The following is a 26,238-nucleotide window of genomic DNA, read 5'->3' on the forward strand; positions in this document are numbered from 1 at the left end:
GTCATTGCAGCAAGGGCCGCAGCGCCGGCCACACATTGTCCAGCAGTTGGGGCTGGGCGTCCTCGTTGGGATGGATGCCGTCGGCCTGGAACATCGCCCGGTTCGTTGCGATACCTTCCATCAGGAAGGGCACGAGCCGGGCGTTTTCGTCTTTGGCGACGGTGGGAAACACCTGGGCGAAGCGCTGGGTGTAGTCGCGGCCGTAGTTGGGCGGGATCTGCATGCCGACGATGACCACCTCGGCCTCGGCTTTACGCGCCGCCTGCGCCATGGCGCGCAGGTTCTGCTCCGTCATGTTCAGCGGCAGCCCGCGCAGGGCGTCGTTCGAGCCCAGCTCCAGCACCACCACCGCCGGCTCGTGCTGGCGCAGCAGCGCCGGCAGGCGGGCGACGCCGCCGCTGGTGGTGTCGCCGCTGATGCTGGCGTTGACGACCTTGTACTTCGGGTATTGTTCGGAAAGCCGCGCGGACAGCAGCGGCACCCAGCCGGTGCCGCGCTTGATGCCGTACTCGGCGGCTAGGCTGTCGCCCACCACCAGCACGGTGCGTTGCGCGGAACCCTGGGCTGCCGGGGCGGTCTGAGCGTGGGCGGGCGCCATCAGGGTGGCCGTGGCCAGCGTGGATATCAGTAGTGAACGGCGAATCAGGGGAATCAGGCGCATGGATAGCAAGAATTCGATCGAGGTGAAAGGGCTGGGCAAGCGGGTGGCCGATGCCGGCGGGACGCTGTCTATCCTGGAAGACATCGATTTTACGGTGGCGGCGGGCAGCGCCGTGGCCATCACCGGCAGCTCCGGGTCGGGCAAGTCCACCCTGTTGGGACTGCTGGCCGGGCTGGATGTTCCCAGCGCGGGCAGCGTGCGCCTGGCCGGGCAGGACCTGTTCGCCCTGGACGAGGACGGCCGCGCGCGCCTGCGGGCCAATCACGTGGGGTTCGTGTTCCAGTCATTCCAGTTGCTGCCGAACCTGACTGCGCTGGAAAACGTCATGCTGCCGCTGGAACTGGCGGGCCAGCCGGCGCGCGAGGCGGCCCAGGCCATGCTCGAGCGCGTCGGGCTGGGGGCGCGCCTGCATCATTATCCGCGCACCCTGTCCGGCGGCGAGCAGCAGCGCGTGTCGCTGGCGCGCGCCTTCGTGGTGCAGCCCGACCTGCTGTTCGCCGATGAACCCACGGGCAGCCTGGACGCCGCCACCGGCGTCACCGTCATCGACCTGATGTTCGACCTGCACCGCGAGCACGGCACCACGCTGGTGCTGGTGACGCACGATCCCCAACTGGCGGCGCGTTGCGGCCGGCAGGTGGTGCTGGCGGCGGGACGCATGGCCGCGTAGGCGGGATGCGACCGGCCGTTGCGGCCCGCGCCAGCGGCGCAAGCCTGAAACGAAAACGCCACCCGAAGGTGGCGTTCTTGCTTGGCGCAAACCTCTGGCGCGGACCTTACTTGGCCTTGGCCACGGCCTGGTTCCAGGCGGCGACGACGGTTTCGTACTCCTTGGCGGCCGCGTCCTGGCTCACCGGGAAGATCTTGATGCTGTTGAAGTCGGGCAGGGTGGTCAGGCTGGCCACCGCAATGTCGCTGCGGGTCGGGCGGCGGAAGTTCTTCACCAGTTGCGCTTCCTGCGCCTCCTTGCTGAGCAGGCCGTCGTACAGCGCCTTGGCGGCCTCCAGGTTCTTGGCGCCCTTGATGATGAACATGCCTTCCGGCGCCAGGTAGCTGCCCTCGGTCGGGTAGACCAGCTTGATCTCCTTCTGGCCGCCGGCCACGTATTCCTGGGCGGCGTATTCCAGCGTCATGCCGACCGCGTACTCGCCGGCCGCCACGCCCTTGTAGGTGGTGCCGGACGAGGCCGTGACCACGGCGTTGGCGGCGATCTTGTCCAGGCCTTCCTGGCCGAACTGCTTGTACAGGCCGTAGACCAGCATGTAGGCGGTGCCGCTCTTGGACGGATCGGTGATGGCGAACTTGCCTTTCCATTGCGGCTGCATCAGGTCGGACCAGGTGGCCGGCGCCGCCAGGCCCTTCAACTGGCGCTCGTTGACCATCAGCACCATGATGTGCACGTTGGTGCCGACCCACAGATCGTCCGGGCCGCGGAACTCGGCCGGGATCTTGTCGATGTCGGCCGGACGGTAGGGCTGCAGGTGCTGGCGGTAGGCGCCCAGCGTGCCGAAGCCGCCGCTCCAGAACAGGTCGCCGCGCGGGTTCTGGGACTCGGCCTCGATGCGCTTCATCATGGTGCCGGTGCCGCCGGTGACCGGCTGCACGTTCAGCTTGGGCGACTGCTTCTTGACGGCGTCGAGCGCGGTCTCGATGGTCTCGGTGTTGTTGGACGAGTACAGGACCACGTTCTGCGCCTGCGCGGCGCCCGCGGCCAGGGTGGCGGCCAGCAGGCCGGTTTGCAGGAAGTGTTTGAGGTGCATGGTGAGCCTTTGTGGATGCGGGTTATTTGCCGGAGAACAGCTTGATGCGGAATGCCTTGACCGACACGATGATGGGCAGCACGATCACCGTGACCAGCGCCGCGCCGTAAGCCGAGGCCATGCCCAGGCGGCCGCCGTCGACCTGGCGGAAGATGGCGATCGGCATGGTCTCCAGTCCGCCGCTGTAGGCCACGATCGAGGCCGACAGCTCGGAAATCGTGGTCAGCCACATCAGGATGGCGGCCGAGATGATGGAGGCCTTCATGGCCGGCAGGATGACCTTGAAGAAGGTCATCAGCGGCGATACGCCCAGGCTGATCGAGGCTTCCTCGATCGAGTCGGGTATGTTGAACAGCACCGACGAGGCGTTGCGCACCGCGAAGGGCAGGCGCCGCACCGCGTAGCACAGCACCATGATGCCGGAGGTGCCGGCCAGCACCAGCCAGCCGGTGTTGAAGGTCTGCACCAGCGCGATGCCCAGCACCGTGCCGGAGATGGTCAGCGGCAGCACTACGATGTAGTCCAGCACCTGGGTGAAGGCGCTGCGCTTCTTGATGGTGAGATAACTCACCAGCACCGCGAAGGCCACGCCCGTCACCGTGGCCAGCGAGGCGAACTTGAGCGAATTCAGGATCGGCTCGGGCGCGCCGTGCAGGGCGCGCTGCATGCTGGCCAGCGACCACGAGCCCCAGTGCATCACCGGCCCGCTGGTCTTGGTGAAGGCGGCGATGAACACCACGATCAGCGGCAGCAGCGACAGCAGGATCACCAGGCCGACGCCGCCGGTGTACAGGATGGCCTGCCACGAACGCACCCGGCGCGCCGCCGGCGCGCGGCCCTGGGTCATGGTGTAGACCTTGCGCTCGACCACGCGCTTCTGCACGAACAGCACGATGGCGACGATGGCGATCGACACCACCGACATGGCGCTCTGCAGCGTCGGGCTGCCGCCCATTTCGCTGACGAAGGTGTTGTAGGTCATCACCGACAGCAGCGGCACGCGGCTGCCCAGCAGCATCGCCAGCGCGAAGTTGCCGACCACCAGCGTGAACACCACCAGCGCGTTCACCAGCACCGCCGGCAGCAGCACCGGCACCAGCACCCGCAGTTGGGTCAGCAGCGGCGGCGTGCCCAGGCTCAGGCCGGCTTCCTCCAACTGGCCGTCGAAGCCGCGCAACGCGGCCAGCACGCCCAGGTAGATGTAGGTGTAGTAGACCAGTGTCATCGAGAACACCATGCCGGTCCAGCCGTAGAACGACGGCAGCGAGATGCCCGCGTCACCCAGCAGGTTGGTCAGGATGCCGTTGTTGCCCAGCACCAGCAGCCAAGACTGGCCGACGATGATCTCGGGAATGACGATGGTCAGCACCGGCAGGATCGCCACCAGGTTCTTGAGCGGGAAGTCGTAGCGCGCCACCATGTAGGCGAACGGCACGCCCACCAGGATGGTGCAGGCGGTCACCACCAGCCCCAGCACCAGCGTGTTGCCGAAGGCCTCCAGGTATTGCGAGTCGGCCAGCAGGGCGCGGAACCCCTCCAGCGAGAAACCGCCGTCCTGGCCGGTGACGCTGTTGCTGAACAGCACCGCCAGCGGATACAGCACGAAGAACAGCAGCAGCGCCAGGCTGATTGCCGTCAGGATGCCCCAGGGCCACCATTTGATTTTCATGGCGTGGCGGTCCTCAGGCGTTGACGACGCGGCTGTCGGCGGGAATCAGCACCTGCACGGCCTCGCCGGGCTGGAACTGCGCCACCATGTTGCCCGCGTGCAGCTCCACGCGGATCTCCGAGCCGTCCTGCAGCGCGATGCGGTAGGCGGTCTTGAAGCCCAGGTACTGGCGCCGCAGCACCTTGCCGGGCAGCGTGTTGGGCACGTAGGGCGCCGGCGCCATCAGGGCCAGTTCCTCGGGGCGGGCGATCAGCACCGCGCGTTCGGCCAGCGTGTCGCTGCCGAGCGTGCCGTCGAAACCCAGGCCGCACAGCTCGTAGCGCACGTGGCCGGCCGGCGCGCCGGGCAGCCCGCCGCGCGCCGGCACCGGGATCACGTTGGCCGAACCGATGAAGTCGGCCACATAGGCGTTGACCGGCGTGCCGTACAGTTCCTCGGGCGTGCCCAGTTGGGCGATGCGGCCGTGGTCCATGATGGCGATGCGGTCGGACATGGCCAGGGCTTCTTCCTGGTCATGGGTGACGAACACGGTGGTGATGCCGGCCTCGCGCACCAGGTCGAGGATGACGTCGCGCATCTGCAGGCGCATCTTGGCGTCCAGGTTCGACAGCGGCTCGTCCATCAGCAACACGCGCGGCCGGATCACCAGGGCGCGCGCCAGCGCCACGCGCTGGCGCTGGCCGCCGCTCATTTGCGCCGGGTAGCGGTCGGCCAGCGCCGCCAGGCCGACCTTGTCCAGCGCCTCGTCGACGCGGCGCTTGATCTCGGCGCGGGCCACGCCGCGGGCGCGCAGGCCGTAGGCGACGTTGTCGAAGGCGGTCTTGTCGGGAAAGAGCGCGTAGTCCTGGAACACCATGCCGATGTCGCGGCGGTGCGCCGACACGTGCGTGACGTCGTCCTGGTCGAACAGCAGGCGGCCGCCGTCGGGCGCGTAGAAGCCGGCAATGCAGCGCAGCAGGGTGGTCTTGCCGCAGCCGCTGGGGCCCAGCAGCGTGTAGAACCCGCCGTCGGGAATGTGCAGCGACAGGTCGCGCAGCACCTGCTGGCCGCCGAATGTCTTGATGATGCCGTCTACGGTGATCGATGCCATGAAAGGTTCCTGCCTGGGATTGGACGCATCATAGGAACCCGGCCGCGCTGCCACCAGCGGTGTTTTTTAAGGGCTGGCGTTAGTTTTTCTAAGAGGTCGGCGGCGCCGCAATCCCCTAGAATGCGGCTCATAGCCACGGCGCGGCCTCGCGCGGCGCCGGCAAAAAACAGACGACAAGGGAAATCGTGGGTATTAGCAGCAAAGCCTTGCGCCAGGGGCGCGCACGGGCGGACGGCGCCTGAGATGGCGGGCCCGAGCCTGCCGCCGCTGAAAGCTCTGCGGGTATTCGAGGCCGCGGCGCGCCTGCGCAGTTTCACGGCGGCGGCCGACGAACTGAGCATCACGCATAGCGCGGTCAGCCAGCAGATCCGCATCCTGGAAGACTACGTCGGCCAGCCGCTGTTCGCGCGCGAGGCCCGCGGCGTCACGCTGCTGCCGTGCGCGCAGGCGTATTTTCCCGAGGTCCAGGCCAGCCTGGAGCGCATCGCGGCAGCCACCGCCAAGCTGCGCTCGCCCGGCCATGGCGGCGTGCTGCGCGTCAGCGCCACGCCGTCGCTGACCATGAAATGGCTGATTCCCCGGCTGTCGGCGTTCCAGGCGCTGCATCCGGGCATCGACGTGCAACTGACCACGCAGGGGCGCTCGTTCCTGGATCGCGGCGACGAGGCCGGCGGCGACGTGCTGATCCGCCATGGCTTCGTGGCGCACGCCGAAATGAGCTGCGTGCACTGCCTGGACGACTTCCACGTGCCGGTGGCGTCGCCGCGCTTCATCGAGCGCAACCGCCTGGCCACGCCGGCCGACTGTCTGGGGCACCCCTTGCTGAAGGTCGCGGGCGGCATGGACCACTGGCCGCGCTGGTTCGCGCTGGCCAGGGTGGACGTGCCGGCGCAACTGCCCGGGCCGGTGTTCGACCATCAATTCCTGTGCATGCAGGCCGCCATGAACGACCTGGGTATTGCCCTGGCGCCGTGGTGCCTGCTGCAGGACGACCTGCGCGCCGACCGGCTGCGGCCGCTGTTCCTGCAGCCACGCCTGCCCAACGCCGGCGTGCATGCGCTGTTCCGCCCGGACGCGCCGGCCGCGGCGCGCCATTTCATCGACTGGCTGGGCCGCGAGGCCGGTCATCCGCCACCCGAGCAATAGAAGGATTGCCCATGCAAGATTTCCAGAGCGACGCCGGCCTGCATTGGCGCGGTATCGAGCCGCCGCTGACACTGTCGGACTACAAGGTCATCGCCTTCGACATGGATTCGACGCTGATCGCCATCGAGACCCTGGATGAGATGGCCGACCTGATGGGGAAAAAGGCCGAGGTGGCCGCGCTGACCGAGGCGGCGATGCAGGGAGAGATCGTCGACTACAAGCAGAGCCTGCGGCAGCGCGTGGCGCTGCTGGCCGGCATGCCGGCGGCGGCGCTGGACGAGGTGTATGAACACCGCCTGGCGCTCAACCCGGGCGTGGAAACGCTGATCGCGGCTTGCAAGGCCGCCGGCCTGTTCTGCCTGCTGGTGACGGGCGGCTTCACCTGCTTCACCGACCGGCTGCGCGTGCGCCTGGGGCTGGACGACGTGCGCGCCAACGTGCTGGAGATCGTCGATGGCCGCCTGACTGGGCGGCTGCTGCCGCAAGCGTGGGGCGACCTGTGCGACGGCGAGGAAAAGCGCCGCAAGTTGCTGGAGGTGTGCGCGGCGCTGGGGGTCGGACCGGAGCGCGCCATCGCGGTGGGCGACGGCGCGAACGACCTGCCGATGCTGCGCACCGCCGGGCTGTCGGTGGCGTATCACGCCAAGCCGGCGGTGCGGCGCGAGGCCAGGGTGGCGATCGACCAGGGCGGGCTGAACCAGTTGTTGCGGCTGTTCAGCGCCGGCAAGGCGCAGGCGCGGCGCTGACGGGCCGCCACCGCGGCGCGAACGAGGCGCGAGGGGGCGTGAAAGAGGCGTGAGCGAGGCGCGAACGCGGCCCCCGGCGGACCCGAACCCGCCTCAGGCGCTGATCAGGCCGGGGATCTTCACATCCGGGTCGACATCGGCGTTGTAATCGACCCCATCGATCTCGAACCCGAACAGGCGCAGGAAATCGCGCTTGTAGCCGGCGAAATCGGTCAGTTCATACAGGTTGGACTCGGTCACCTGGTGCCACAGCGCCTGCACCTGCGCCTGCACGGCGGGGTCCAGTTCCAGGTAGTCCGCGCGCAACCGGCCTTCGTCGTCCAGGATCGGCGCCGCGCCGCACAGGCTGTCGCGGTACAGGCCGTAGACCTGCTCGATGCAGCCCTCGTGCGTGCCTTTTTCCTTCATGACCTTGAACAGCAGCGACAGATACAGCGGCATCATCGGAATGGCCGAACTGGCCTGGGTCACAACCGCCTTCAGCACCGAGACGCGGGCGTCGCCGCCGCGCGCGGCCAACTTGGCGCGGATGTCCAGCACCTTCTGGTCCAGGTCTTTCTTGGCGGCGCCGATCGAGCCGTTCCAGTAGATGTCGTGGGTGATCTTCTCGCCCAGGTAGGTGAAGGCGGTGGTGGTGGCGCCCTCGGCCAGCACGCCGGCCTCAAGCAGGGCGTCGATCCACATCTGCCAGTCCTCGCCGCCCATGACCGCCACCGTGGCGTCGATCTCTTCCTGGGTGGCCGGTTCCAGCACCGATTCCTTGATGACTTCCTTGTCGGTATCCAGGCCGCGCAGCGTGACCGCCTGGCCGACCGGCTTGAGGGTCGAGTTGAACACCGTGCCGCTGACCGGATGGGTGCGGCGCGGCGCGGCCAGGCTGTAGATGACCTGGTCGACCTGGCCCAGGTCCTGCCTGATGGCGGCGATGGTCTGGGCCTTGATGGCGTCGGAGAAGGCGTCGCCGTTGATGCTCCTGGCGTACAGGCCCTCGGCGCTGGCGAACTTGTCGAAGGCGGCGCTGTTGTACCAGCCTGGGGTGCCGGCCTTGGCGGCCTCGCCGGGGCGCTCGAAGAACACGCCCAGCGTCTGGGCGCCACAGGCGAAGGCGGCGCTGATTCGGGCCGCCAGGCCGTAGCCGGTGGAGGCGCCGATCACCAGGACGCGCTTGGGGCCACCGCTGATCGGGCCCTGGGCGCGGACGTAGTCGATCTGGTTCTTGACGTTGGCTTCGCAGCCGACGGGATGGGTGGTCACGCAGATGAAGCCGCGCACGCGGGGTTTGATGATCATGGAGCCCTCGTTCTGGAAATGCGGGGAAGACGGCCCGCGCAGGCGGGCGGCGCCGGGCATTGTACGGGAGGCGGGGCGGCCGCCGGCCGCCCGGGGCGTGTCAGCGCGCGCTGGCGCCGGCCGGCGCGGCCGCCTGGACGCGGCTGCGGCGCCACTCCACCAGGCCGATGCCGATGCCGCTGGCGCAGATGATGGCGATGCCGAGCCAGGTCAGGGGATCCGGAAAGTGGTCCCACACCAGCCAGCCGACCGTGGTGGCGCTGATGATCTGCAGGTAGATGAAGGGCGCCAGGGTCGAGGCCGGCGCGCGGCGATAGGCGGCGATCTGGAACAGGTGACCCAGGCCGCCGGTGACCCCGGTGGAGATCAGCAGCGTCCAGTCCAGCGGCGTCAGCGCCTGCAGCACCGGCAGGGCGGGCGGCAGGATGAAGGGCAGGGCCAGCGTCAGGCAGCCGGTGCCGACCGCGCCGCTCCAGATCAGCGAGGTGAACGGATCGTCGCCCGCGACGCGGCGCGTGGCGATGAACTGGGCCGCGAAGCAACAGGCCGTCAGCAGCCCGAAAATGGTGCCGACCGGATGCAGGCCGCCGCCCGGGCGGATGACGATGATGACGCCGATGAAGGCGATGCCCGCGGCCACGAAGCGCGACATGCGCGCCGGCTCCTTCAGGATCCACGGCGCCAGCGACAGCACCAGCAAGGGCGCCAGGAAGTTGATGGCGGTGGCTTCGGCCTGGGGAATGTAGCTGAGCGTGGTGAAGAACATCAGCGTGGCCAGGAACATCGAGCCGCCGCGCAGGAGCTGTTCACGCGGCTTTTTGCTGCGCAGGATGCCCATGCCGCGCGTGGGCAGCACCAGGGCCAGCACCAGCAGCAGGTGCACGGCGTAGCGGAACCACGACAGCACCAGCAGCGGCACCCCCGCGTTCATGACCCATTTGCCGCTGGCGTCCAGGCAGGACAGCGTCCACATCGACAGCACCAGCAACAGGATCCCGACGAGCGGGCCGCTGGGGGCGGGACGCGGGCGACCGGTATCGGCCGGGGACATGGACAGGCTCCTTGTACGCGATGGGGCCGTGGAGGGGCCACGGGGCGGCTGACATGATACGCTCATCGCGGCAAGGGGAAAGGTTCATGATCGAACTACGCAATATAGAAACATTCTTTTGGGTCGCCACGCTGGGCAGCTTCCGCGCCGCGTCCGACAAGCTCAACACCACGCAGCCGGCGGTATCGCAACGCATCGCCTCGCTCGAGGCCGATCTTGGCGTGCGCCTGTTCGAGCGCGACGCCCGCGGCGTCAAGCTGACCGCCAAGGGCCATGAACTGCTGTCGCACGCCGAGCGCATGCTGCAAGTGCGGCGCGACATGTTCGAGGCCGCGCGCGAGCAGAACGTCATGACGGGCACGGTGCGCATCGGCGTGGCCGAGACCATCGTGCAGACCTGGCTGCCGACGCTGATCGAGCTGGTGCACGCCGCGTATCCGGCGCTGGTGCTGGAGATCGAGGTGGACACCACCCACGTGCTGCGCTCGCACCTGATGTCGCGCCAGATCGACCTGGCTTTCCTCATGGGGCCGGTGCTGGAGGCGCGGGTCGAGAACCTGCCGCTGTGCACCTATCCGCTGGCCTGGGTCGCCAGTCCGCTGCTGGAACTGGGCCCCGAGCCCTTGACGCTGGAACGCATCGGCCGCCTGCCCATCGTCACCTATCCGTCCAATAGCGCGCCATATCGTGTGGTGCGCGACATGCTGACGCGCGCCGGCGTGGCGTCGCCGCGCATGTACGGCAGCGCCTCGATGTCGATGGTGGTGCGGATGACGCAGGACTGCATCGGCACCAGCGTGATCGCGCCGGTGTTCCTGGGCAAGGAACTGGCGCGCGGCGAACTGCGCATCCTGCGGGTCGACGCCGACCCGCTGCCCGAATTGAGTTTCACGGCCACCTGGGTGCAGGGACCCGACAGCCATGCGGCGCGCCTGATCGCGCAGATGGCGCAGAAAGTGGCCGCGCAGGCGGGCGACGGTGTGGCGTCGTCCTAAGGCCTGTCCGCGCAAAAGCAAGCCGCGCACGGACCCCGGGCCGCGCCGGCAACGGCACGCATCATGATCCGCCGGGGCGCGCGCGCCTAGGTGTTTTCCCCAGCGCCGCGCGCGCGGACGGTCATGCGAAGCGCTCGCGGCGCGCCCGCGTCCGACGCCGCGATCCCGCGCCAGGCCGCATGGTTGCTGGCTCTGCGGCCGGCGCCGGGCGGCCCGCCGGCGAGACCCAAGAAATATTTATACCCCCACATCGCAACATACGATTGGACGCTCGGCGCCCCTGACGCTGCAATGGCGGCACATCAAGAAGATCGCCTGGAAACACAGGCGCGGGGGAAAAACTTTGCTCCTCTGACGTTCCGATTCCTACCCGCGCGCTCAAGGTAACGGGGACCCGCGCGCGCCAGACCATCCCGCCAGCCAGGAGTTTGTTCCATGAAGAAGTCGCTCGCTCTCGCCGCCGTCGCCGCCAGCCTGTTGGCCGGCGCCGCCCAGGCGCAAGACCTGCCCAAGACCCATTTGAAGGTGGTGGGCGGCCTGTCCAACCTGACCGCCTACAACGATTACGAAAAGCCGTTCTGGACCAAGACCATTCCGGAAGCATCCAAGGGCCAGGTCACCGCGGACATCAAGGGCTTCAATGAAATGGGCCTGAAGGGCCCGGAACTGCTGCGCCTGATGTCGACCGGCGTGGTCGAGTTCGGCACCGCCACGCTGTCGTACTTCGCCAGCGACAACCCGATCAACGAAGCCATCGACCTGGCCGGCCTGGCGCCGGACGTGAAGACGGCGCGCGAGGTGACCAACGCCTTCGAGCCGGTCTACGCGCGCCTCTATGGCGAGGGCAGCAACGTCAAGCTGCTGGGCATCTCCACCTATCCGGCGCAGGTGCTGTTCTGCAACGCCGAGATCAAGGGCCTGGCCGACATCAAGGGCAAGAAGGTCCGCACCAGCAGCCGCACCACCGCCGAATTCGTGGAAGCGCTGGGCGGCTCCAGCGTCACCATGGCGTTCGGCGAAGTGGTGCCGGCGCTGCAGAACAAGGTGGTCGATTGCGCCATCACCGGCTCGCTGTCGGGCTACTCGGCCAAGTGGTACGAAGTGTCGACCCATTTGGTGGCGCTGCCGATCAACTGGAACCAGCAGATCCACGCCGTCAACCAGAAGGCCTGGGACAAGCTCGATCCCAACGTGCGCACCTTCCTGCAGGCCAACGTCAAGACGCTGGTCGACAACATCTGGGATGCCGCGGCGCGCCAGACCCAGGAAGGCTATGACTGCAACACCGGCGCGGCCGCGTGCCCGTTCCCGGTCAAGGGCAAGATGGTGCTGGTGCAGCCTTCGGACGCCGACCGCGAACTGCTCAAGAAGGTGACGCAGGAAGCCGTGCTGCCCAAGTGGGCCGCGCGTTGCTCGGCGCAGTGCGTCAAGGACTTCAACGCCACCGTCGGCAAGACGCTGGGCGTGACCGCCAGCAAGTAAGCGAGACCGCGCGCCGTCCGCCGTTGCAGCGGCGGCGCGCCTGCGATTCATCATCGAGGCCGTATCCGGCCGCAGAGGTTTTTCCCATGACCCGAACCGAACACTTCCGCCTGCTGGGCGGGCTGCTGCGTCGCGCCGAGACCTTCTCGCGCGTCGCGGTGTGGGCGGGCGGCGCGCTGACCATCGCCAGCGTGCTGCTCATTTCCTTCGACGTGCTGGCCCGCAAGTTCCTGGGCTTCAACACCGGCGGCGCCGACGAACTGTCCAGCTACGCCTTCGCCATCAGCACCTCCTGGGCGCTGGCCTTTGCCACGCTGCAGCGCGCCAACGTGCGGGTGGACGTGCTCTACCAGAAGCTGCCGGTGCGCGTGTCGGCCGTGCTCGATTGGGTTTCCATGGTGGCGCTGGCGGTCTTCATGGTGTTCCTGACCTATTACGCCTATGAAGTGGTGCAGATGTCGTGGGCGCAGAAGTCCGCCGCCAACACGCCGCTGGCTACGCCGTTGTGGATTCCCCAAGGCCTGTGGCTGCTGGGCCTGGCCTGGATGTGCATTACCGTCGCCCTGATGCTGGCGCGCGCCTCGGCCGCCCTGGTGACCGGCGACATCGAACTGGTCAAGGAAATCTGCGGCGTGCGTTCCGCGCAGGAAGAAGCCGACGAGGAAGCCGCCGCCGGCGAGCGCATGGTCAAGGGAGCCGCCGCATGATCGCCACCGCCCTGACTCTGTTGCTGGTCCTGATCGGCCTGTCGATCCCCGTGGGCGCGGCCCTGGGGGTGCTGGGCCTGATCCTGGACCCGATGTTCTCGATGCTGCCGCTGTCGCGCGCGATCGGCGAGATCTCCTGGAGCACCAACAACGAATTCCTGCTGGTCGCCATTCCGCTGTTCATCATGCTGGGCGAGGTGCTGCTGCGGGCCGGCTTCGCCGAACGCATGTACGGCGCCATGAGCCTGTGGCTGTCGTGGCTGCCGGGCGGCCTGATGCACGCCAACATCGGCGCCTCGACGCTGTTCTCGGCCACCTCCGGCTCCAGCGTCGCAACCGCCGCGACGGTCGGCACGGTGGCGATTCCGCAGATCCGCAAGTATGGCTACAACGAGCCGCTGTTCCTGGGCAGCCTGGCCGCCGGCGGCACGCTCGGCATCCTGATCCCGCCGTCGATCAACCTGGTGATCTATGGCGTGCTGACCAATTCGTCCGTGCCGAAGCTGTACCTGGCCGGCATCATCCCGGGCTTCGCCATGGCGGCGCTGTTCATGCTGACGGTGATGATCGCCTGCGTGGTCAAGCCGTCCTGGGGCGGCAAGAAGATCCAGGCCACCTGGGGCCAGCGCTTCGCCAGCCTGGTGCATCTGGCGCCGCCGATGGGCATCTTCCTGCTGGTGGTGGGCTCGATCTACGCCGGCCTGGCCACGCCCACCGAGGCCGCCGCGCTGGGCGTGCTGGGCGCGCTGATCCTGGCCGCCTGGTTCCGCCGCCTGACCTGGACCATGCTGCGCGAGGCGATGGAAGGCACCATGCGCTCGACCGCCATGATCATGCTGATCGTGGTGGCTGCCAGCTTCCTGAACTTCGTCATGTCCGCCACCGGCCTGACCGACGCGCTGACCCAGTCCATCACCGGGCTGGGCCTGTCGCCGGGCTGGATGCTGCTGATCGTGATCGTGTTCTACCTGGTGCTGGGCTGCTTCATGGAGACCCTGTCGATGATGATCACGACCATCCCCATCGTCGCGCCCATCATGATCGCGCTGGGCTACGACCCGATCTGGCTGGGCATCATCATCATCATCCTGGTCGAGGCCGCGCTGATCACGCCGCCGGTGGGGCTGAACCTGTTCGTGGTGCAGAGCCTGCGCAAGAGCGGCTCGATGAGCGCCGTGATCACCGGCAGCCTGCCGTTCGTGCTGGCCATGTTCGTGATGCTGGCGTTGCTGGCGTGGTGGCCCGACCTGGCCCTGTGGCTGCCGCGCGTGTTCGGCTAGCCCCGGTATCCCTTCGGGCACGGCCGCGCGGCCGTGCCCATTCTTCCCCGTTTACCTCCGCAGGACTTTTCATGAAAGCCGTATTCCAGATCGAAGCCGATTCCCCCCGCCAGGTCGAGGTGGACTTCAATACCCTCATCGTGGCCGGCTGGGCCGGGCGCGACCTCGCCGCCATCGAGCACCACATCGAGGAACTGGCCGCCATCGGCGTGCCGCGTCCCACCAGCGTGCCGCTGTACTACCGCATCGCCGACAACCAGTTGACCCAGGCCGAACGGGTGCAGGCGGTGGGCGGCGATTCGTCCGGCGAGGTCGAGACCTTCGTGTTCGCGGCCGACGGCGAAATGTACGTGAGCATTGCCTCGGACCACACCGACCGCAAGCTGGAGACGGTCAGTGTGGCCATGTCCAAGCAGGTCTGCGTCAAGCCGGTGGCGACCTCGGCCTGGCGCCTGGCCGACGTGGCCGAATACTGGGACGAGTTGGTAATCCGTTCGTACATCGTCGAGAACGGCGCCGAGGTGCTGTACCAGGAAGGCCCGCTGGCCTCGCTGCGCACGCCGCAGGACCTGATCGCCGGCTACACCGGCGGCGCCGCGACGCTGCCCGAAGGCGCCGGCATGACCTGCGGCACCGTCGGCGCCATCGGCGGCATCCGCCCGTCGGCCGAATTCACCATGGAACTGTTCGATCCGCGCCGCCAACGCAGCCTGCGCCACCGGTATCATGTCGAGATCCTGCCGGTGGTGGCCTGACGCCCGGCAGGCGCCCTGATTGCCATGACGCGCCCCGGCGGGGCGCGCCGGTCCAACACTTTTCATGCCGCCCCGCGGCCCCCTGGAACCGTATGCTTTCGACCCTGAATGACCTGACCGCCGCCCTCAACGACGGCCGCACCACTTCCGTTGAACTGACCGAGGCCGCCCTGGCGCGCGCCAACGATCCGGCCGGGGAGGGCGCCCGCGCCTTCACCCGCCTGTATGCCGAGGCGGCGCTGGCCCAGGCCCGCGCCTCGGACACGCTGCGCGCCGCCGGCATCGTGCGCTCGGCTATCGAGGGCCTGCCGATCAGCATCAAGGACCTGTTCGACATCGAGGGCGAGACCACCATGGCCGGCTCGGTGGCGCGCGAGGGCGAACCGGCGGCCGACGCCAACGCCGAAGTGGTGCAGCGCCTGATCGCCGCCGGCGCGGTCATCATCGGCCGCACCAACATGACCGAATTCGCCTATTCGGGCCTGGGCATCAATCCCCATTACGGCACGCCGCTGAACCCCTGGGACCGCGCCACGGGCCGCATTCCTGGCGGCTCCTCGTCGGGCGCGGCGGTGTCGGTGGCCGACGGCATGGCGGTGGCCGCCATCGGTTCGGACACCGGCGGCTCGGTGCGCATTCCCGCCGCGCTGTGCGGCCTGACCGGCTTCAAGCCCAGCGCCTGGCGCGTGTCGATGGAAGGCGTGCTGCCGCTGTCGGCCAACCTGGATTCCATCGGCCCCATCGCCGCCAGCGTGCGCTGCTGCGCCGAACTCGACGCCATCCTGTCGGGCGAGGGCGGGCCGGTGCCCGAGGCGCTGCCGCTGCGCGGCCTGCGCCTGGCGGTGCCCCAGACGCTGGCGCTGGATGCCATGGACAAGCACGTGTCCGACACCTTCGCGCGCACCGTGGCGCGGTTGGCAGAGGCTGGCGCGCTGGTCGACGAGGTTGCCATCCCGGAATTCGCCGAGCTGGCCGGCATCAACGCCAAGGGCGGCTTCACCGCCGCCGAGGCCTGGGCCTGGCATCGCGACCTGATCGCCCGCGCCGGCAAGCGTTACGATCCGCGCGTGGTGTCGCGCATCATGCGCGGCAAGGACATGAGCGCCGCCGACTACCTGGACCTGCTGGACGCGCGCGAAGCCTGGGTCGCCGCGGTCGACCGCCGCATCGCCGGCTACGATGCGCTGATCCTGCCGACCACGCCGATCGTGGCGCCGGCCGTGGCCGACCTGACGGCCTCGGATGAAGCCTATTACGCCGCCAACGGCCTGATCCTGCGCAATCCCACGCTGATCAACTTCCTCGACGGCTGCGCGCTGTCGCTGCCTTGCCACGCCGACGGCAGCGCGCCGGTCGGCCTGATGATCGCCGGCAGCAACGGCGCCGACCGCCGCATCCTGGCCATCGGCCTGGCGGTCGAGGAACTGCTCGCGGGTTGAACCCGGGCCCGGGCCGCGCCCGCTCACGGCCCCGGGCCGCCCGCCGTCGGGCCTTGCTTCGCAGGGACGGCTGTCGGGCGGGGATGGCGGCCGCGCGGGCGGGCAGGGCGGTGTTTTCCGCCATATCGGAACCGTCCCCCTGACGCTAACATCCAGGCTGGACATGCCGCGCAACGGGGCAGGATACGGGCGCCATGATAGATCTGCGCAATATCGAGACGTTTTTCTGGGTGGCCACGCTGGGCGGCTTTCGCGCCGCGGCCGAAAAGCTCAATGCCACCCAACCGGCGATTTCCCAGCGCATCGCGTCGCTGGAATCCGACCTGGGCATCCGCCTGTTCGACCGCGACGTGCGCGGCATCAAGCTGACCGGCAAGGGCCAGGAACTGCTGTCACACGCCGAGCGCATGCTGCAACTGCGCCGCGACATGCAGGAAGCGGCGCGGGCCAAGAGCGTGATGACCGGCACCCTGCGGCTGGGCGTGTCCGAGACCATCGTGCATACCTGGCTGCCGACGCTGATGGAATACCTGCACGACGCCTACCCGGCGCTGATGGTCGAGATCCAGGTGGACACCACTACCGTGCTCAAGACCCAACTGGCCTCGCGCCAGATCGACCTGGCGTTCCTGCTGGGGCCGATGGAAGAGCCGCGCATCGAAAACCTGTACCTGTGCAATTACCCGCTCAGTTGGGTCGCCAGCCCCAAGCTGAAGGTGGGACGCCAGCCCATCAGCCTGAAGCGGCTGGGGGAGTGGCCGGTCATCACCTATTCGTCCACCACCGATCCGCACCGCGCGGTGCGGCAATTGCTGCAGCAGGCCGGCGTGGACGCGCCGCGCATGTATGGCAGTTCGGCGCTGAGCGTGATCGTGCGCATGGCGCTCGACGGCATCGGCACCGCCGTGATCGCCCCGGTGATCCTGCGCAAGGAGCTGACCCAGGGCGAGCTGCGGGTGCTGGAGGTCAAGGCGCCGGCGTTGCCGCCGCTGCACTACACCGCCTGCTGGATGCAGGGCCCCGACAGCCAGGTGCCGCGCACCGTGGCCGAGGCCGCCCAGCATATTGCGCGTGAAGAAGCGCTGCGCCATCCGGCAAAACCCTGATAAGGAATTCTGATCGGGGTCTATCGCAACATGTGATTAGACGCCGGGCCCGAGTTCCGGTGCAATGGCGCCATACCAACACTGGCTTCAGGGGAATGGACATGGCATTGGATTCGGCGGCCCGCAACAGCGTGGAACTGGCGCGTCGCGCAAGGCTCGACGCCCGCAGCGGCAAACTGAGCGGTCCCACGGCCAACCTGGCGCCGGGGCACGTGCAGGCCAACCTGGCGATCCTGCCGCGCGCGCTGGCGGCGGATTTCCTGCATTTCTGCCAACGCAATCCCAAGCCGTGCCCATTGCTGGCCATGTCCGAGCCGGGCGATCCCTCCCTGCCCGAACTGGGCCAGGACATCGACATCCGCACCGACATCCCGCGCTATCGCGTGTGGCGGAACGGCGAGCTGGTGGCCGAGCCGACCGACGTGCGCGACCTGTGGCGCGATGACCTGGTGTCGTTCCTGATCGGCTGCTCGTTCTCGTTCGAGGAAGCGATGCTGGACAACGGCCTGCCGGTGCGCCACATCGAGCAGGGCTGCAATGTGCCGATGTACCGCACCAATATCCCGACCCATGCCGCCGGCGTCTTCGGCGGCCCGCTGGTGGTGTCGATGCGGCCCCTGAAGGCCGCCGACGCCATCCGCGCCATCCAGGTGACCTCGCGTTTTCCCTCGGTGCACGGCGCCCCGGTGCACATCGGCGACCCCGCATTGATCGGGATTGCCGATATCGACCGACCGGATTATGGTGACGCGGTGGAGATCCGCGCCGGCGAGCTGCCGGTGTTCTGGGCCTGCGGCGTGACGCCGCAATCGGTGGTGGCCGCCGTGCGCCCCGATTTCTGCATCACCCACGCGCCCGGGCATATGCTGGTCACCGACCTGGTCAACAGCCGCATGGCGATCCTGTAGGCCGCGCTCCGATTCTCAGTCAACCGTCAGCGGAAAACCGCTAGAAATCACAGTCTTCACGCACTAGCAGTAGCCATTACAAAGCGTCCATGGTCGGACGCGTCAGCAGCTTTGGTTTTGCCTCCAGAAAGATCCATGACAGGACAAGGGGAAAAGGCGACAAGAGTTCAAGATCCACCACCCGTCGGACTGCGCACGGGTGGCGGGTCGCCGCAGGCCCGGATTTCCCGGGCCCGGGGCCATGCGCCCCGCGTTTTGCATTGCTTTCACAGTGGAATTTCTCCAGGAGTCAGGTAATGAAGATGAAGCTCATTGCGGGTGTCGCCGCGAGTCTGGCGCTGTTGGCCGCCGCGCCGACGCAGGCCCAGGTCAAGACCGTGAAGATCGGCGCGATCTATCCCCTGTCCGGCGCGCTGGCGTCCACCGGCGCCGAGATCAAGGCCGCGGTCGAACTGGCCGTGGACATCGTCAATAATCCGCATCCCGAACTGGAAGGGATCCCGCTGGCCGCGGGCGCCGGCCTGCCGGCGCTGGGCGGCGCCAAGATCGAGGTCGTGTTCGGCGATTCGCAGGGCAAGCCCGAAGTGGGCCTGGCCGACGCGCAGCGGCTGATCGATCAGGAAAAGGTGGTGGCCCTGACCGGCGCCTACCAGTCGGCCGTCACCAAGACCGCCAGCCGCATCGCCGAGCAGCGCGGCATTCCCTACCTGAATGGCGAGTCCAGCAGCCCGGACCTGACCGAGCGCGGCTACAAGTGGTTCTTCCGCACCTCGCCCAACGACGACACCTTCGTCGAGAACATGATGCAGTTCCTGGACGGCGTGAAGGGCACGCCGACCGCCAAGATCGCGGTGGTCTACGAGAACACCGACTTTGGCGTCAACACCTACAAGGCGGTCGAGAAGTTCGCCAAGCAGTACAAGCGCCAGGTGGTGGCCAACATCGCCTACAGCGCCGGTTCGGCCTCGGTGACGGCCGAGGTGCAGAAGCTGGCCGCCGCCAAGCCCGACGTGGCGATCTTCGCCAGCTACACCTCGGACGCCATGCTGTTCGTGCGCACCATGCGCGAAAGCAAGTACGCGCCGCCGGTGCTGCTGGCCAACGACGCCGGCTTCATCGATTCGCGCTTCGTGCAGGAAGTGGGCCCGCAGGTGCAGGGCGTGCTGACGCGCGACGTGTGGGGCAACGACGTCGCCGCCGCCAAGGCCGGCCTGAAGAAGATCAACGACATGTACAAGGCCAAGACCGGCAAGGATCTGAACGGCAACAACGCCCGTTCGATGCAGGGCGTGCTGGTGCTGGCCGATGCCATCAACCGCGCCGGTTCCACCGATCCGGAAGCGATCCGCAAGGCGCTGGCGGCCACCGACCTGGGCGAGGCGCAAGTGGCCATGCCCTGGGCCGGCGTGAAGTTCGACGACAAGGGCCAGAACACCAAGGGTTCGGGACTGATCCTGGAACTGAAGGGCTCGTCCTACCAGACGGTCTGGCCGGAAAAGTACCGCACCGACAAGACGCTGCCCACGCTGCCGTTCTCCTGGAAGTAATCATCAGCCGTGGCGGGCCGCGGGGGCCCGCCACAGGAGCACTCCATGTTTGAAGCTCTCTCGGCAGGCCTGTTCAACGGCCTGATCTATGCCGCGGTGGCTGTGGGGCTGGCGCTGATCTGGGGCATCACCGACGTCATCAACTTCGCCCATGGCGAATTCCTGATGCTCGGCATGTATGCCGCCTATTGGCTCTATACCCTGGGTCATATCGACCCCACGCTGTCGGCCCCTCTGGTCGCCATCGTGCTGGCCTTCGTTGGTTTCCTCACTTATGCGCTGATCATCAAGCGCCTGCAGAAAGGTCCCGCCATGGCGGTGATCCTGGCCACCTTCGGCCTGGGCCTGGTGCTGCGGCAACTGGCGTTCATCGCCTTCAGCCCCGACTACCGCAGCCTGCCCGACACCCTGGTGTCCGGCAGCGTCACCGTGGCGGGCATCTCGCTGGGCCGTCCGCAGGTGGTGACCGGACTGATCGCGCTGGTGATGGTGGTCGCGCTGTTCGTGCTGGTGTACCGCACGCGCTGGGGCCATGCGCTGCAGGCGGTGGCCGAAGACCGCCAGGTGGCGGCGCTGGTCGGCATTTCGCCCGACCGCGTCAACGCCCAGGTCTGGATGCTGGGCAGCGCCGCCGTCGGCCTGGCCGGCGCGCTGCTGACCACGTTCTTCTACGTGTTCCCCTCGGTGGGCACGGTATTCGGCCTGCTGGCTTTCGTGGCGGTCTGCATGGGCGGCTTCGGCTCGCTGCCGGGCGCCTTCATCGCGGGCATCCTGATCGGGATCATCGAGGCAATGACGGGCTACTTCGTGGCGCCGGCGCTGAAGACGGTCAGCGTCTTCATCCTCTTCATCCTGGTTCTCTGGTATCGGCCGCGCGGCCTGTTCGGGCGGTGGTGACATGACGACGACACAGAAAAAGGACGGCGCGGCCTCGGGCGTGCCGAAATGGCCGGTGGCCGTGGCCCTGGCGGCGGCGGTGCTGCTGGCGCTGGTGCCGCTGGTGGTGACCGACTCGTTCACCCTGCAGGTGCTGCTGCTGGCCATCATGTTCGGCGCGCTCGGCGCGTGCTGGAACCTGGTGGGCGGCTTTCTCGGGCGCATTTCCTTCGGCCACGCGGTGTTCGTGGGCGTGGGCGGCTACACCACGCTGTTGCTGCTGCATCATCTGAAGCTGACACCATTGCTCGGCATTCCGCTGGGCGGCCTGATCAGCGCGGCGCTGGCCTGGCTGGTGGGCGGGCCGACGCTGCGCCTGTCCGGCCACTATTTCGCCATGGCCACCATCGCGCTGCTGCAGATCGGGCTGCTGCTGATGATCAACTGGGACTGGGCCGGCGGCGCGGTCGGGCTGGAGGCGCCGATCGGCGACGCCGCCTGGATGCTGCTGTTCCGCAGCAAGGTGCCGTACTACTGGATCGCGGTGGGGCTGGCGTTCCTGACGTTCTGCGCCACGTACTTCCTGGTGCATTCCAAGACCGGCTTCTATTGGCGCGCCATCAATGGCGACGAAGCGGCCTCGCGCAGCCTGGGCGTGCCGGCGGACCGCTACAAGATGCTGGCGTTCGTGCTGTCCGCCGGCATGACCGGGGTGTGGGGCGGCTTCTTCGCCATGTACGTGGGCTTCATCGATCCTGAGTCGATGTTCAGCCTGACGATGTCGGTGCAGGTGGTGCTGGTGGCCATCCTGGGTGGGGTCGGCACGCTGGTCGGTCCGTGGCTGGGCGCCGCGGTGCTGTTGCCGCTGTCGGAAGGCACGCGGGTGCTGTGGGGCAGTTCGGGCCTGGGCCTGGACCTGCTGATTTTCGGGTTGGCGATCCTGCTCGTCACCCTGTTCCTGCCAGGCGGTCTGGTGACATTGAGGAGGCGCCGTGGCTCTGCTCGACGTTAAGAACCTGACCAAGCGCTTCGGCGGCCTGGTCGCCAACAAGGACATCTCGCTGTCGGTCGAGGCGGGCGAGATCGTCGCCATCATCGGTCCCAACGGCGCGGGCAAGAGCACGCTGTTCAACGGACTGGTCGGCCATCACGAGCCGACCTCGGGCACGGTGGCGTTCGCCGGCGAGTCCATGATCGGCCGGCGGCCGGAGCAGGTCGCGGCCATGGGCCTGGTGCGCACCTACCAGATCCCGCGCAGCTTCGGCCAGATGACAGTGTTGGAGAACGCCATGGTCGGCGCGCTGCTGCGCCATCCGCGCCTGCCCGACGCGCGTCGCGCCTCGGCGCGGGTGCTGGAGCTGGTGGGCCTGGCCGACCGCGCCGATACGCTGGCGGCCGAGTTGAATGTGGCAGGGCAGAAGCGGGTCGAGCTGGCACGTGCGCTGGCGACCGAGCCGCGCATGCTGCTGCTGGACGAAGTGGCCGGCGGCCTCAATCCGGCTGAGGCCATCGCGCTGGCCGAGATCCTGCGCGGCATCCATGCCGCCGGGGTCACGCTGATCATCGTCGAGCACGTGCTGGAGGTGGTGATGCGGCTGGCGCAACGCGTGCTGGTGTTGAATTTTGGCCAGATGATCGCGGAAGGGGCGCCCCAGGACATCGTGCGCCATCCCGCCGTGATCGAGGCTTATCTGGGGAGGAAGCACCGTGCCTGATGCGATGTTGAAGGTCGACAACCTGAGCGTGGCCTACGGCGGCGTGCAGGCCGTGCGCGATGTGTCGCTGGAAGTGCGGCAAGGCGAAATCGCCGCGCTGCTTGGCGCCAACGGCGCCGGCAAGTCCAGCACGCTGCTGGCCATCATCGGCTCGGTCAAGCCCAGGGAAGGCCGGGTCGTCTTCGAAGGGCGCGACATCACGGGAACGCCGCCGGACCAGTTGGTCAAGCAGGGTATCGCCATGATTCCGGAAGGCGCGCGGGTGTTCGCGCGCCAGCCGGTCGAGCAGAACCTGCGGCTGGGGGCGTACACCGTGCGCGACGAGCGCATCTACCAGGAGCGGCTGGACAAGGTCTACACGCTGTTCCCGCGGCTCAAGGAGCGCCGTGAACAGCTCGCGGGCACCATGTCCGGCGGCGAGCGGCAGATGCTGGCGATCGGCCGCGCCCTGATGAGCGGGCCGCGGCTGCTGCTGATCGACGAGCCCAGTCTGGGCCTGTCGCCGCTGCTGGTGGAGCAGGTGTTCGACGCCCTGGCCGCGCTGAACCGCGACGATGGCCTGTCGGTGCTGCTGGTCGAGCAGAACATGACGCAGGCGCTGGAAGTGGCGTCGCGCGCCTATGTGATGCAGAGCGCGCGCATTGCGCTGTCGGGTGATGCCGCCGAGCTGGCGGCGTCGGACGAGGTGCGCAAGGCGTATCTCGGGATGTAGCCCGTCGGCCGCTTTCCGCCAGGCGAAAAAAAGCCCGTCGCGCGAGGCGACGGGCTTTTTCTTGATAGGCGGCCGGGGGCGGGCCGACAGTCTCGAAGGACTCAGAAGATGTGGCGGATGCCCACGCCGGCGCCGACCTGGCTGGTGCGGCCGGCGATTTCGCCGGTGGCGGCGTCGCGGACCTTGTTGTAGTCCACGGTGCCGTACACCTGGGTGCGCTTGGACAGCGAGTACTCGGCCACGGCCACCAGGGCGTAGCGCTTGCCCTTGTCGCCGTCCTCGACCACGTTCTTGCTCTGGTCGTAGTAGGCGGCGCCGGTGATGGCCCAGCGCGGGGTGGCCTGCCAGGTCACGCCGGCGAAGTAGCCGTTGTCCTTGCGGTCGAGCTGGGCGGTGGTGGTGCCGCCCATGACGGCGTTGACCCAGCCGGTCTGGTCGCGGCCGTTGAAGTAGCCCGCGAAGATCTTGGCGCTTTCGAACTGGTACGAGGCGCTGAAGTTCCAGACGCGCTGGCGCAGGTCGGAATCGTTGCCTTCGTAGGTGTTCTGGTACGCGGCGCCCAGACCCAGTTGACCGACGGTGTAGCGCAGGCTCACACCCATCTGCTGACCGGCCTTGCGGTCAGACCACTTGTCGCCGTTGGCCCACTGCGCGATCACGTTCAGGTCGCCCAGGGTGTTCGAGTAGCGGAACGAGTTGTTGTTGCGCACGCGGCCCATGGCGGCGGGCAGCCACGAGTTTTCGTTGTAGTTACCGACCGTCAGCGGGTCGAAGTAGTCGGCCATCAGGTCCTGGATCACCGTGTTCTGCAGGCCCAGGGTCAGCGCGCCGATCTTGCCGCCATCCAGGCCGACGTAGGCCAGGCGGTTGAAGGTCTTGCTGGTGTCGGAGGCCTTGCCGTTCTGCACGTTGAAGCCTTGCTCCAGGCGGAAGAAGGCGCGGTTGCCGTCGCCCAGGTCTTCCGAGCCGCGCAGGCCCCAACGGCTGTTGGAGATGGCGCCGTTGGCCATGGAGATGCGGCTGCCGTCCTGGCCGGTGGCGCCGTCGCTGGTGTTGACGTAGCGGATGCTGACGTCGGCGATACCGTACAGGGTGACGCTGGTTTCCGCGGAAGCGGCGCCGGCGGCCAGGCCGAGACCGGCTGCGGCGAGCGAGAGGGTGATGCGTTTCACGAAGGCTTCTCCTAATGTTTCTGTTCTTTGCGTACGTCGGGCTTTTGACTCGACGGGATGCGCCTGGCGGTTCGCCCGGAGCGGGGCCGCTGCACCGACGCCAGGGGTTGGCGCGGGTCCGGAGCGTTGGCCCTGGTTGCGTTTGTGCGCCATCTTGGTGCGCACTGGAACGCCACGGGGATTCTAAAAAAGTTACGGCTTGTGTAGTGCGTTTATCTTTTTCGCGTTTTCCCTGGGTTTACAGAATTACAAAAAAGGCGATGGTTGAAACAATCAGGCGATTGTTCCAAAAAAAACCCCGTTGCGAGAACGGGGTTTCTGGGGGGCGCTACGGGCTCATAGCGTCATATGCAGCGGCAGCCACGTGGCGATGCCGGGCACCATGTACAGCAGCAGCACCGCCAGGATCATCAGGAAAAACATCGGCAGCGAGGCGCGCGCGATGTAGGGCAGTTCGCGCCCGCTCATGCCCGACAGCACGAACAGGTTGAAGCCCACCGGCGGCGTGATCTGTGCCATTTCCACAACGAAAACGATGAAGATGCCGAACCAGATCAGGTCGATGCCGGCCGCCTGCACGGTCGGCAGCAGTACGCCCATGGTCAGCACCACGATGGAAATGCCGTCCAGGAAGCAGCCCAGCACGATGAAGAACACCATCAGCGCCATGATCAGCCCGAACTGCGACAGGCCCAGCCCGCCGATCCATTCGGCCAGCGCCCGCGGCAGGCCGATGTAGCCCATTGCCAGCGTCAGGAACTGCGCGCCGGCCAGGATCAGCGCGATCATGCAGTACAGCCGGGTGGCGCCCAGCAGCGACTGCATGAAGGTGGAACGGTTCAGCGAGCCTTGCAGTCCCGACAGGATCAACGCCCCGACCACGCCCACCGCCGCCGCTTCCGTGGCCGTGGCCAGGCCGGTGTAGATCGAGCCCAGCACCGCGCCGATCAGCAGCATCACCGGAATCAGGTGGCGCGAACGCGACAGCTTTTGCATGAACGTCAGGCCGGGATCGGCGGCCGGCACTTCGTCCGGGTTGCGGATCGCCCACCAGGCGATGTAGCCCATGAACAGCAGCGCCAGCAGGATGCCCGGCACGATGCCGGCGATGAACAGCTTGGCGATCGACACGTCCGCCGCCACCCCGTAGACGATCATGATGATCGACGGCGGGATCAGCAGCCCCAGCGTGCCGGCGCCCGACAGCGTGCCCAGGATCTTCGATTCGGGGTAGCCGCGGCGCGTCAGCTCGGGGATGGTCATCTTGCCGACCGTGGCGCAGGTGGCGGCCGACGAGCCCGACACCGCCGCGAAGATGGCGCAGCCGATCACGTTGGTGTGCAGCAGGCGCCCGGGCAGCCGGTTGAGCCAGGGGGCCAGGCCCTTGAACAGGTCTTCCGACAGGCGCGTGCGGAACAGGATTTCACCCATCCACAGGAACAGGGGCAGGGCGGTCAGCGTCCAGCTCGACGAGGCGCCCCAGATGGTGACGGCCATGGCATCGCCGGCGGGACGGCTGGAGAAGATCTCCATGCCGATCCAGGCGGTGCCCGCCAGTGTCAGGCCGACCCAGACGCCGCATCCCAGGAACGCGAAGATCGAGACGACCAGCAGGGTAATGACGAGAAGTTCATTCATGGGTTTGCTGCGAGGTGGCGGCGGCCAGGCCGCGTGAACGGCGAACCAGCTCATCGAGCAGGGCGACCAGGAACAGGACCGTGCCCACGGCCATGCTCAACTGCGGAATCCACAGCGGCGTGGCGTCGTTGGACGTGGAGATGTCGTTGAACTGCCAGGAGTCGTAGGTAAGCTTGACGCTGAAGAAGGCGAAGGCGGCGGCCATCAGGCAGCCGATGCCCAGCGCGAAGATATCCAGGCGGCGGCTGCCGGCCGGGGACAGCGCGTTCAGCACCAGCGTCACGCGGATGTGCTCGCCATGCTTGAAGGTGCTGGCCAGCGCCAGGAAGCCCGCGGCGGCCATGAAATACCCGGCATAGGCGTCGGTGCCGGGAATGTTCAGGCCGAGCTGGCGCGCGACGATCGCGGCCAGCACCGCCACCAATACACCGATCGTGCACAGGCCGGCCAGCAGGCCGGCCGCGCCGTAAAGTCCATCCAGAAAGCGGCGCAT

25 protein-coding genes are annotated in these 26,238 nt (G+C 67.7%); 16 read left to right on the plus strand and 9 right to left on the minus strand.

What is annotated here, in order from left to right:
* Position 1: 1 nt before the first annotated feature.
* The gene (locus AAID08_RS12930; protein ID WP_167517612.1) at positions 2 to 661 is read right to left on the minus strand and encodes an arylesterase; all 660 of its coding nucleotides are present in this window, start codon (positions 659 to 661) and stop codon (positions 2 to 4) included.
* Between AAID08_RS12930 and AAID08_RS12935 the strand changes: the two genes are divergently transcribed.
* Entirely contained in the window at positions 660 to 1,331 is a 672-nt protein-coding gene (locus AAID08_RS12935) for an ABC transporter ATP-binding protein (protein WP_049073475.1), read from the plus strand. The genes AAID08_RS12930 and AAID08_RS12935 overlap by 2 nt on opposite strands.
* Positions 1,332 to 1,437: 106 nt before the next feature.
* Here the strand turns inward: AAID08_RS12935 and AAID08_RS12940 are convergent, their stop codons facing one another.
* The 3 genes from AAID08_RS12940 to AAID08_RS12950 are packed head-to-tail and all read right to left on the minus strand — an operon-like array spanning position 1,438 to position 5,180.
* Positions 1,438 to 2,421, minus strand: coding sequence for an ABC transporter substrate-binding protein (locus tag AAID08_RS12940; protein ID WP_395757716.1), 984 nt, complete (start codon positions 2,419 to 2,421; stop codon positions 1,438 to 1,440).
* A gap of 22 nt (positions 2,422 to 2,443) precedes the next feature.
* Positions 2,444 to 4,090, minus strand: a complete 1,647-nt coding sequence (locus AAID08_RS12945; RefSeq protein WP_049073477.1) for an iron ABC transporter permease — start codon at positions 4,088 to 4,090, stop codon at positions 2,444 to 2,446.
* Positions 4,091 to 4,103: 13 nt separating this feature from the next.
* Positions 4,104 to 5,180, minus strand: coding sequence for an ABC transporter ATP-binding protein (locus AAID08_RS12950; protein WP_054502663.1), 1,077 nt, complete (start codon positions 5,178 to 5,180; stop codon positions 4,104 to 4,106).
* Positions 5,181 to 5,423: 243 nt separating this feature from the next.
* Between AAID08_RS12950 and AAID08_RS12955 the strand changes: the two genes are divergently transcribed.
* Both AAID08_RS12955 and serB read left to right on the plus strand, forming a co-directional pair.
* The gene (locus AAID08_RS12955) at positions 5,424 to 6,326 is read left to right on the plus strand and encodes a LysR substrate-binding domain-containing protein (RefSeq protein ID WP_395757717.1); all 903 of its coding nucleotides are present in this window, start codon (positions 5,424 to 5,426) and stop codon (positions 6,324 to 6,326) included.
* A gap of 11 nt (positions 6,327 to 6,337) precedes the next feature.
* Positions 6,338 to 7,072, plus strand: a complete 735-nt coding sequence (serB, locus tag AAID08_RS12960) for a phosphoserine phosphatase SerB (protein WP_395757718.1) — start codon at positions 6,338 to 6,340, stop codon at positions 7,070 to 7,072.
* 93 nt (positions 7,073 to 7,165) lie between these two features.
* Here the strand turns inward: serB and fabV are convergent, their stop codons facing one another.
* On the minus strand, positions 7,166 to 8,362 hold the full coding sequence (fabV, locus tag AAID08_RS12965) for an enoyl-ACP reductase FabV (protein ID WP_054502877.1): 1,197 nt from the start codon (positions 8,360 to 8,362) through the stop codon (positions 7,166 to 7,168).
* Positions 8,363 to 8,462: 100 nt separating this feature from the next.
* Positions 8,463 to 9,413 carry a DMT family transporter gene (locus AAID08_RS12970; RefSeq protein WP_054502660.1) on the minus strand — a complete coding sequence of 317 codons (951 nt, stop codon included), beginning with the start codon at positions 9,411 to 9,413 and terminating at the stop codon, positions 8,463 to 8,465.
* Between the two features lie 86 nt (positions 9,414 to 9,499).
* Between AAID08_RS12970 and AAID08_RS12975 the strand changes: the two genes are divergently transcribed.
* The 13 genes from AAID08_RS12975 to AAID08_RS13035 all read left to right on the plus strand — a co-directional run bounded on the left by AAID08_RS12975 (position 9,500) and on the right by AAID08_RS13035 (position 22,935).
* Positions 9,500 to 10,408, plus strand: coding sequence for a LysR family transcriptional regulator (locus AAID08_RS12975; RefSeq protein ID WP_054416693.1), 909 nt, complete (start codon positions 9,500 to 9,502; stop codon positions 10,406 to 10,408).
* Positions 10,409 to 10,843: 435 nt separating this feature from the next.
* On the plus strand, positions 10,844 to 11,890 hold the full coding sequence (locus AAID08_RS12980; protein ID WP_006388185.1) for a TRAP transporter substrate-binding protein: 1,047 nt from the start codon (positions 10,844 to 10,846) through the stop codon (positions 11,888 to 11,890).
* Between the two features lie 86 nt (positions 11,891 to 11,976).
* Positions 11,977 to 12,597, plus strand: coding sequence for a TRAP transporter small permease subunit (locus tag AAID08_RS12985; protein ID WP_006388186.1), 621 nt, complete (start codon positions 11,977 to 11,979; stop codon positions 12,595 to 12,597).
* A complete protein-coding gene (locus AAID08_RS12990; protein WP_006388187.1) occupies positions 12,594 to 13,877 on the plus strand; it encodes a TRAP transporter large permease in 1,284 nt (427 codons plus the stop codon). The genes AAID08_RS12985 and AAID08_RS12990 overlap by 4 nt, the downstream gene beginning before the upstream one ends.
* 71 nt (positions 13,878 to 13,948) lie before the next feature.
* Complete coding sequence (locus tag AAID08_RS12995) at positions 13,949 to 14,632, plus strand: DUF2848 domain-containing protein (RefSeq protein ID WP_395757719.1); 684 nt, start codon at positions 13,949 to 13,951, stop codon at positions 14,630 to 14,632.
* 92 nt (positions 14,633 to 14,724) lie between these two features.
* A complete protein-coding gene (locus AAID08_RS13000) occupies positions 14,725 to 16,071 on the plus strand; it encodes an amidase (protein ID WP_064523014.1) in 1,347 nt (448 codons plus the stop codon).
* A gap of 194 nt (positions 16,072 to 16,265) precedes the next feature.
* Entirely contained in the window at positions 16,266 to 17,177 is a 912-nt protein-coding gene (locus AAID08_RS13005; RefSeq protein ID WP_054502656.1) for a LysR family transcriptional regulator, read from the plus strand.
* Between the two features lie 101 nt (positions 17,178 to 17,278).
* Positions 17,279 to 18,085 carry a putative hydro-lyase gene (locus tag AAID08_RS13010; protein ID WP_217484221.1) on the plus strand — a complete coding sequence of 269 codons (807 nt, stop codon included), beginning with the start codon at positions 17,279 to 17,281 and terminating at the stop codon, positions 18,083 to 18,085.
* A 296-nt stretch (positions 18,086 to 18,381) separates the two neighbouring features.
* The gene (locus AAID08_RS13015) at positions 18,382 to 19,632 is read left to right on the plus strand and encodes an ABC transporter substrate-binding protein (RefSeq protein WP_006388192.1); all 1,251 of its coding nucleotides are present in this window, start codon (positions 18,382 to 18,384) and stop codon (positions 19,630 to 19,632) included.
* Positions 19,633 to 19,677: 45 nt separating this feature from the next.
* Positions 19,678 to 20,529, plus strand: a complete 852-nt coding sequence (locus AAID08_RS13020) for a branched-chain amino acid ABC transporter permease (protein ID WP_064523012.1) — start codon at positions 19,678 to 19,680, stop codon at positions 20,527 to 20,529.
* Between the two features lies 1 nt (position 20,530).
* On the plus strand, positions 20,531 to 21,520 hold the full coding sequence (locus AAID08_RS13025; RefSeq protein WP_054472166.1) for a branched-chain amino acid ABC transporter permease: 990 nt from the start codon (positions 20,531 to 20,533) through the stop codon (positions 21,518 to 21,520).
* A complete protein-coding gene (locus AAID08_RS13030; RefSeq protein ID WP_054502654.1) occupies positions 21,501 to 22,223 on the plus strand; it encodes an ABC transporter ATP-binding protein in 723 nt (240 codons plus the stop codon). The genes AAID08_RS13025 and AAID08_RS13030 overlap by 20 nt, the downstream gene beginning before the upstream one ends.
* Positions 22,224 to 22,227: 4 nt before the next feature.
* Complete coding sequence (locus tag AAID08_RS13035; RefSeq protein ID WP_054502653.1) at positions 22,228 to 22,935, plus strand: ABC transporter ATP-binding protein; 708 nt, start codon at positions 22,228 to 22,230, stop codon at positions 22,933 to 22,935.
* Between the two features lie 101 nt (positions 22,936 to 23,036).
* On the opposite strand, the gene AAID08_RS13040 is transcribed toward AAID08_RS13035, so the two are convergent.
* The 3 genes from AAID08_RS13040 to AAID08_RS13050 form a co-directional block, all read right to left on the minus strand.
* Positions 23,037 to 24,107 carry a porin gene (locus AAID08_RS13040; RefSeq protein ID WP_054502652.1) on the minus strand — a complete coding sequence of 357 codons (1,071 nt, stop codon included), beginning with the start codon at positions 24,105 to 24,107 and terminating at the stop codon, positions 23,037 to 23,039.
* Between the two features lie 336 nt (positions 24,108 to 24,443).
* Positions 24,444 to 25,745 carry a TRAP transporter large permease gene (locus AAID08_RS13045; RefSeq protein WP_175167363.1) on the minus strand — a complete coding sequence of 434 codons (1,302 nt, stop codon included), beginning with the start codon at positions 25,743 to 25,745 and terminating at the stop codon, positions 24,444 to 24,446.
* The gene (locus AAID08_RS13050) at positions 25,738 to 26,238 is read right to left on the minus strand and encodes a TRAP transporter small permease (protein WP_054502650.1); all 501 of its coding nucleotides are present in this window, start codon (positions 26,236 to 26,238) and stop codon (positions 25,738 to 25,740) included. Before AAID08_RS13050 ends, AAID08_RS13045 begins: the two co-directional genes overlap by 8 nt.

The organism is Achromobacter sp. EB05, from assembly GCF_044232075.1.
Lineage (GTDB): Bacteria > Pseudomonadota > Gammaproteobacteria > Burkholderiales > Burkholderiaceae_B > Achromobacter > Achromobacter dolens.